The 7,585-nt window shown below is 61.4% G+C and carries 8 protein-coding genes; 2 read left to right on the top strand and 6 right to left on the bottom strand.

The genetic code is table 11. The annotated features are described in order from the left end of the window. Window positions 1-1,110, top strand: a 1,110-nt coding sequence (locus VFE81_RS22805; protein WP_325046764.1) for an MFS transporter, incomplete at its 5' end; no start/stop codon positions are given. 318 nt (window positions 1,111-1,428) lie between these two features. On the opposite strand, the gene otsA is transcribed toward VFE81_RS22805, so the two are convergent. The 6 genes from otsA to VFE81_RS22835 form a co-directional block, all read right to left on the bottom strand. Continuing rightward, complete coding sequence (gene otsA / locus VFE81_RS22810) at window positions 1,429-2,856, bottom strand: alpha,alpha-trehalose-phosphate synthase (UDP-forming) (protein WP_325046765.1); 1,428 nt, start codon at window positions 2,854-2,856, stop codon at window positions 1,429-1,431. Window positions 2,857-3,067: 211 nt separating this feature from the next. Continuing rightward, window positions 3,068-3,280, bottom strand: coding sequence for a hypothetical protein (locus tag VFE81_RS22815; protein ID WP_325046766.1), 213 nt, complete (start codon window positions 3,278-3,280; stop codon window positions 3,068-3,070). Between the two features lie 153 nt (window positions 3,281-3,433). Beyond that, window positions 3,434-3,670: a hypothetical protein gene (locus tag VFE81_RS22820; RefSeq protein WP_325046767.1), complete on the bottom strand. Its 237-nt coding sequence runs from the start codon at window positions 3,668-3,670 to the stop codon at window positions 3,434-3,436. 110 nt (window positions 3,671-3,780) lie between these two features. Beyond that, window positions 3,781-5,181 (bottom strand): sigma-54 dependent transcriptional regulator, encoded by a 1,401-nt coding sequence (locus VFE81_RS22825; RefSeq protein WP_325046768.1) that lies wholly within the window; start codon window positions 5,179-5,181, stop codon window positions 3,781-3,783. A 303-nt stretch (window positions 5,182-5,484) separates the two neighbouring features. Beyond that, entirely contained in the window at window positions 5,485-5,688 is a 204-nt protein-coding gene (locus tag VFE81_RS22830; protein WP_325046769.1) for a hypothetical protein, read from the bottom strand. Between the two features lie 6 nt (window positions 5,689-5,694). After that, on the bottom strand, window positions 5,695-6,012 hold the full coding sequence (locus tag VFE81_RS22835) for a DUF883 family protein (RefSeq protein WP_325046771.1): 318 nt from the start codon (window positions 6,010-6,012) through the stop codon (window positions 5,695-5,697). Window positions 6,013-6,395: 383 nt separating this feature from the next. Between VFE81_RS22835 and VFE81_RS22840 the strand changes: the two genes are divergently transcribed. Beyond that, window positions 6,396-7,457 carry a sigma-54 dependent transcriptional regulator gene (locus VFE81_RS22840; RefSeq protein ID WP_325046770.1) on the top strand — a complete coding sequence of 354 codons (1,062 nt, stop codon included), beginning with the start codon at window positions 6,396-6,398 and terminating at the stop codon, window positions 7,455-7,457. Window positions 7,458-7,585 lie beyond the last annotated feature (128 nt).

The raw sequence follows: 7,585 nt of genomic DNA on the forward strand, positions 1-7,585 counted from the left end.
ATCCTGTTCACGGTGGCGTCGTTCGGTTGCGCGCTGTCCACCTCGCTGCCGACGCTCGCGCTCGCCCGCGTGTTTCAAGGCTTCGGCGCGGCGGGCGTCATGAGCGTGAACGCCGCGCTCGTCCGCATGATCTATCCTCCCGCGCAACTGGGGCGCGGCGTTGCGATCAACGCGATGGTCGTTGCGGTGTCGTCCGCGGTCGGGCCGACAGTCGCCTCCGGGGTGCTCGCCGTCGCCTCGTGGCCGTGGCTGTTTGCGATCAATGTGCCGATCGGGATCGCGGCGATTGTCGGCGCCTTCAAGGCACTGCCGATGAATCCCGGCCACGAGTCTCCGTACGACTATCTGAGCGCGGTAATGAACGCGTTCGTGTTCGGCCTGCTGATTTTCGCCGTCGACGGTCTCGGTCACGGCGAGCACGTCGGCTGGGTTGTCGCAGAGGCACTCGGCGCGGTTGTGATCGGCTACTTCTTCGTGCGCCGTCAGTTGACCCAATCCGCGCCTCTACTACCGATCGATTTGTTGAGGATTCCGGTGTTCGCCCTGTCGATCGGCACCTCGGTCTGTTCGTTCTGCGCGCAGATGCTGGCCTTCGTGTCGTTACCGTTTCTATTGCAGGACACGCTCGGTTTCTCGCAGGTAGACACCGGTTTGCTGATGACGCCGTGGCCGGCGGTGATCATCATCGCCGCGCCGATTGCCGGCGTACTGTCGGACAAGGTGTCGTCAGGCTGGCTAGGCGGCGTCGGACTCGTTGCGATGACGGCCGGCCTGCTGCTGCTCGCCACGCTCGGCGCGCATCCCGAGCCCATGCAGATCGCGTGGCGTATGGCGCTATGCGGCGCGGGCTTCGGAATCTTCCAGTCGCCGAACAACCGGACCATGTTGTCCGCCGCGCCGCGTGAGCGCAGCGGTGGCGCGAGCGGCATGCTCGGCACCGCGCGCCTGACCGGACAGACGCTCGGCGCCGCGCTGGTCGCGCTGATCTTCGGCGTCGCGCCACAAAATGGGCCGACTATCGTGCTGTATGTGGCTGCGTGCTTTTCAGCGGTCGCCGCCGTGGTCAGCACGCTGCGAGTGATGCAGGGCGCGAGCGTGCGAGCCGCGTGAGCCGCGTGAGCCGCGTTTTTTCCGGCTTCAGTTCAGTGCTTGCCAATCTGAGTGCGTTGCAGTCTTGAGAACTTTGCCAGCCGAGTGAGCTATCGGCTGAATGCAACGTTGTCTGAATGTGGTGCTGCCGGAATACGTTGCGGGCCTAAACGCATTGCCGGTCGGTCGACTACGTCATTCGCCTGAACCAGACACAACAAAGGCGCGAATCGCATGCTGCAATCCGCGCCCTTTTTCAATGCTTCTGCCTTACTCAACGGGGTTCGACGTGACCAGCGCGCGCGGTTCCTGACGGAACCTGCGCGGCCGCTCATGCGGCTACGACGATGCCGTCACGTCAGCGAGCTTTACCGCTTTGGCCGTCACCGAAGAAGCGGTCGCGACATTGCGCAGATCGCCCAGGAACGTATCGCGCCAGACCGACAGATTGTTCTCACGCATCGGCGCCATCATGTCCGCATGACGCGCCTGACGTTCGGCGAGCGGCATCGAAAGCGCGCGCTCCAGCGCCTCGGCCATCTGCGACAGATCGAACGGATTGACGACCAGCGCTCCCGGCAGTTGCTCGGCCGCACCGGCAAATTGCGACAACACGAGTACGCCCGGATCGGCCGGATCCTGCGATGCGACGTACTCCTTCGCGACCAGGTTCATCCCGTCTCGCAGCGGCGTCACATAGCCGACCTGCGATTGACGGAACAGCGCCATCAGCAGATTGCGTTCGTACTTGCGGTTCAGGTACTGGATCGGCGTCCAGTCGAGTTGCGCGAAACGGCCGTTGATGCGGCCTGCTTCGCCCTCTAGCGTCTGACGAATGCGCTGATACGTCTGCACATCCGCGCGCGTCGGCGGCGCGATCTGCACCAGCGATACGCGTCCGTGCCACCCCGGTGCATTCAGCAGCAGCCGTTCGAACGCCTGAAAGCGCTCCACCAGACCCTTCGAGTAATCGAGCCGATCGACGCTCATGATCAGCTTGCGCCCGCGCATGCCATCACGCAGGCTGCGCACCGGCTTGCGGTCGGTGAACTGTTCGGCGGCCTTGGCAATCGCATCCGGATAGATACCGATCGGGTACGCGCCCACTTTCAGGAAGCGGTTGTAGGCGTGCATCATGCCGTCTTCACTCGAGGTGCCATGCTGGCCGCGCTCGATAAAGTCGACGAACGACTGGCGGTCCGCGTCGGTCTGGAAACCGACCACGTCGTAGCTGCACATCGCCTTGACCAATTCATCGTGCGGCGGAATCGTACGCAGTACTTCTGGAACCGGAAATGGAATATGCAGGAAGAAGCCAATTGGATTCTTCACCCCGAGTTCACGAAGGCAGCGCGCGAACGGCAGCAGGTGATAGTCGTGCACCCAGATGATGTCATCGGGTTTGAGCAGCTCCTTGAGCTGCTTGGCGAGCGTCGCGTTGACGCGCTGATAGCCCGCGTATTCCTGCCGGTCGTAGCGCGACAGGTCGTTGCGATAGTGGAACGTCGGCCACAGTGTCGCGTTCGAAAAGCCGCGATAGTACTGGTCATAGTCGCGCTTGGTGAGGCCCACGGTCGCGTACGTCACATTGCCCTGCTTTTCGATCACCGGAGCGGACGGCTCGCTCACCGTTTCACCGCTCCAGCCGAACCAGACTCCGCCGGTTTCCTTCAACGCGTCCAGCACGCCGATCGCCAGGCCACCTGCTGCGGGGCGGCCTTCCTGGGTCGGCGCCACACGATTCGATACCACGATCAGTCTGCTCATTGGTGCTCCACCTAGTCAGTTGTTTCGTTGCATACGGATATGTGCCAAAGAGGTGCACGCAAGTCGCGTGCCGTTTTTTGAGATATTAGAAATAAAAATGTATGCAAATGTGACGAACGAGCCGAAACGCGCGATTCCGAAGCACCGCGAGGAAATTTTTTCTGGTTGGTATGACGAAACCGAAACCTTGCTTATCCGCCGTCAGACGGATTCAAGCGTCCTGTTCTGAGCCGAGATCGCGCTGGTACTCCAACCCTTCCGGACGCACGCCGCCCTGGTTGTGCTCACCGTCTGGCGGCGCATTGGGCGCGACGCGGTTCTGCGCTGCCGGGTCCGGCGACTCCACCGGGTCGTCGTTGCTGCTGGCCGGCCGGGAGTCGCGCTTCGTATGGCGCGCGGAACGTCGCAATGCTGGATGTCTCATGATCGATGCCTCCAGGGGAAGCCTGCCGCCATCGACAGCGGCACCCATATAGTCTAGAGGCCGCGACGGTAAATTGCCGGTAAAAGATGCGCCAGCTTTGTAACAAGTACATAAATTCACTGCTCTGAACTGCGGTCTAACGCACAGACCGTGTCAGAGTTGCATTGACGACATATGCGACTGCAGACGTGGACTGGCTTGTGGCGTTTGAGTGGGCTGCGGCGGTGGGTCGCCGATCGGCGGGGCAACGGGTTCGATTGGGTCCGGAGTTGGGCTCGGAATTGTGTCAGGTTCGCCAGGATCTGGCTGCGGCGATGGTGGCTCGATCGGCTCGGGACGGTGAGCGTACTTCGGCAGGGCGAGTGCGGGAGCGGTGGCGAATTCCGGCATGTTGGTTATCCTCGGTTTTGCATTCCAATGGGATGTCGCAAGGCCTATGCCGGATGGGGCCGCCAACGCGCAATCAAATCAACCCCATCGCCAAAAGCAAAAAACAACCTTCAAGCGTCCGCGCCCCCCAAAGCCCGCGATTCATCCGCAGCATCACCGTCATCACGCGCGTCGTTTCCATACTCAACGAGACGGTTATAAAGCGTCTTCAGACTAATCCCAAGAATCTCAGCAGCGCGCGTCTTCACCCCACCACATTGCTCGAGCGTAGCCAGAATCAACTGACGGTCAGCTTCGGCAAGCGAAGTGCCAAACGGAATCGTAATCGCCGTGCCGGCGGCAGGCTTCGACAACGTGATCTGCAGCGGCACCGCCGCCGTGCTGTCCGAATCCGTACCCGACATGATGTGCGCGCGCTGCACGTAGTTCTTCAGTTCACGCACATTGCCCGGCCACGGATACGACATCAGCATTTCCTTCACCGCGGGCGGGAAATGCTTCTTCGTGCTGTGACGCTCATTGAGATCGTCAAGGAACGCTTGCGCGAGCAGATCGACGTCCTTACCCCGGTCGCGCAGCGGCGGCAGACTGATCGGAAACACATTCAGGCGGTGGTACAAGTCGAGCCGCAACTTGCCTTCCAGCACCGCCTGCTCAGGATCGCGGTTGGTCGCCGCGATCAGGCGGACGTCCGTTTCGATTTCCTTGGTCGTGCCGACCCGCATGAACATGCCGGTTTCCAGCACGCGCAGCAGTTTCACCTGCAACTCGATCGGCATTTCGGTGATTTCGTCGAGGAACAGCGTGCCGCCGTTCGCGCGTTCGAAATAACCTTTATGCTGGCGGTCCGCGCCGGTGAACGAGCCACGCTCGTGACCGAACATCTCCGACTCGATCAGGTTCGGCGAGATCGCACCACAGTTCACCGCGAGGAACGCATGTTTACGTCGCAAGCTCAGTTGGTGCAGCGTCTGGGCGGCGACTTCCTTGCCGGTGCCCGACTCGCCTACCAGCATGACCGAGGCCGCCGTCGGCGCAACGCGGCCGATCTGGTCGTAGACCTCCTGCATGGCGGGTGAATTGCCGAGCATCAAACCAAAGCGGCCCATGCGGCGCAACTCACCGCGCAAGGTGCCGATTTCCGCCTTCAGGTCGCCGGCGCGCGGCAGGCGCGACAGGATCGCCTTCACGCGCTGCATGTTGATCGGCTTCACCAGGTAATCGGTGGCGCCCATCTTCAGCGCGTTGACCGCCGACTCCACCGTGGCGTGGCCGGTAATCACGATCACCTCGACGCCGGAGCGTGGATCGAGATCTTCAAACAGATCGACCCCACTGCCGTCGGGCAGCTTCAGGTCGGTAAAGACCACATCCGGCATCTGCCGGACCAGTTGAATGCGCGCTTCGCGCAAATCGCCCGCAGTGGCGGTGGTGAGACCGTCTTCCCCGATGATGGCGGCAAGCGCCTCGCGGGTACCGGCATCGTCATCGACAATCAGTACGTGTGGCATCGCGTCTCGAGAGCCCGAAAGCGTGAAAGGGGGAACATTTAAAACAGTATGCTGGACAGCCAGGCGGCGGCTTGCGGCTGCGCCTCGTATGCATCCAGATGTGAGCACACGCTAACATTTCGTGACAGCGCCGAGCCTTTGACTTGATTCAATATCGCAACAATCGACGGAGAAACCCCACCGCAGGGTGCGACATTGTTGTCCATTTACCTATTATACGGCTTAATCGAGACCAATCTGTAATAGGCGCCAGACGCCGCTTGCCGAAGCGGCGCGTCGACGATACGGCGTACGCAAGGGTTCTCAACCGCGGCACTCAACTGCGCGGAAACGGCCATGCGCCTTCTTTTCCGTTCGGATGCGCCGAGCCATTTGCGCGGCGCGGTTTCGCTGCACGTAGCGTAAAGCCAGAAAGCCGCCGAGGGCCATTACCGCGCCGAAGATGCCAATTTGGGGTCGTCCCATGGCGAACTCCTTGTTATCGTCAAACGAATCGGCGTCGAGCATTGCGTGTTAGCGCGCGCTCAAAACGCCAAGCAGGAAGCCGGCGCCCGCGGCAATACCGATCGAGCGCCACGGGTTGTGCCGCACGTAGCGTTCGGTATTGACCGTCGCGACCCGGTAGCGCCGCTGCGCGGTCTGCTGCACATCGCCGAGCGCCGATTGCAGCGTTTCGACATGCGCCCCAAGCCGGTCGCGCAGGGCGTCGACGCCCTCACCCGGCACGTTGGCGGCAAGCCGCAGCATCTCCTCCGAGTCCGTCAGCAGCAGCCTCAGATCCTCGACAATCTTCTGGCCACCGAGTGCAAGCTGTTGCGTGGTGTCAGTCATCATTCACTCCTATGTCTGAATTCGGCGTTTCGCGCATTGTTTGAGCCTTATTTCCGGCGCGTTGCAATCAACCGACAAACCGCATCCGCCGCCGGCGCGCTTTGAACCGAGCCGCTCAAAAAGCATTCGCGTGTCGGACGGACAACGCAAACGTCGTGCCCGGTAAATTTGCCGCCCTCATTCGATGCCGGCGCGGTTAAAGCACTTTCGACCGACCATGCGCCGGACTATTTCGTCGACCGTCACATGAATTGCCGGATGCAGCGCCAAAGTGGTTAAATCGAATTTCTATGAGATAGTGCCCGCATGGGTCCATGGGCCCGTCTTGCTCCAAGGCCTGCGCGCCGCAACACCGAACTACATTTGCACAGGATTCCCCGTTTATGGCGTCAAACGATCTGGCCTCGCCCACCGTCACCGTTGGCGGCAATGCTTCGGCACAGGCAAAGCAGCGCGTCGCGGACGGCATCGCGGGACTGAAATCGTACGGGCTGCTGTATGGCTCATCGCCGGTGATGCTCGATCTGTACGAACAGATCGAGCGCGTTGCCAGCACTGACGCGACCGCGCTGATCATCGGCGAATCCGGCACCGGCAAGGAACTGATTGCCCGCACGATTCACGATCAAAGCAGGCGCAAGGACGCGCCGTTTGTCGCCGTGAACTGCGGCGCGATTCCCGACGAACTCATCGAAGCCGAATTGTTCGGCCACGAAAAAGGCAGCTTCACCGGCGCGGTTCAAGGCCGCATCGGCTACTTCGAACATGCGAACGGCGGCACGCTGTTCCTCGACGAAATCACTGAAATGGCGCCGGTGCGCCAGGTGAAACTCTTGCGCGCGCTCGAGACCGGCACGTTTTTTCGGGTCGGCGGTAACGAACTGATTCGTAGCGACGTGCGCGTGATCGCGGCGACCAATCGCGACCCCGCGGTAGCCGTGAAGGAAAACGGTCTGCGCGAGGACCTGATGTACCGGCTCGCGGTTTTTCCGTTGCGCGCGCCGCCGTTGCGCGAACGTGAGAGCGATCGCGAGCTGCTCGCGCAACACTTCCTTGCCTTGCTGAATCAGCAGGAAAGCGCGAGCAAAAGCTTCAGCAAACGGTCGATCGAAACACTGCGAACCTGGTCGTGGCCGGGCAACGTGCGCGAGCTGAAGAACGCGGTGTATCGCGCGTTCATTCTCGCGGAGAAGACGGTCGAGCTGCCGCATCCGCATCTGGCGTCGCGCGTGAAAAAACCCGTGACCCAAGGCGACGCAATGAGCGTGTGGATCGGCACCCCACTCGCCGATGCGCAAAAGCAGATCATTCTCGGCACGCTCAAGTATTGCGGTGGCGACAAGCGGCGCGCGGCCAAAGCGCTCGGCGTGAGCCTGAAAACGCTGTACAACCGCTTGAGCGTGTACGGCGGCGACGAAGGCGCGGAAGAAGAAAACGAGCAATAAGCCGTGCCAGGCACTCATGCAGCTCGTTCGCGTGAGCCTGTGATTTTTCGCGCTCGCCACCTACGTTTTTCATCCCGTTTTGCACTCCGTTTTGCACTCCTTTTGCACCCCCTTTTGCACTCCTTTTG

It is taken from the genome of Paraburkholderia sp., from assembly GCF_035656215.1.
Taxonomy (GTDB): Bacteria; Pseudomonadota; Gammaproteobacteria; order Burkholderiales; family Burkholderiaceae; genus Paraburkholderia.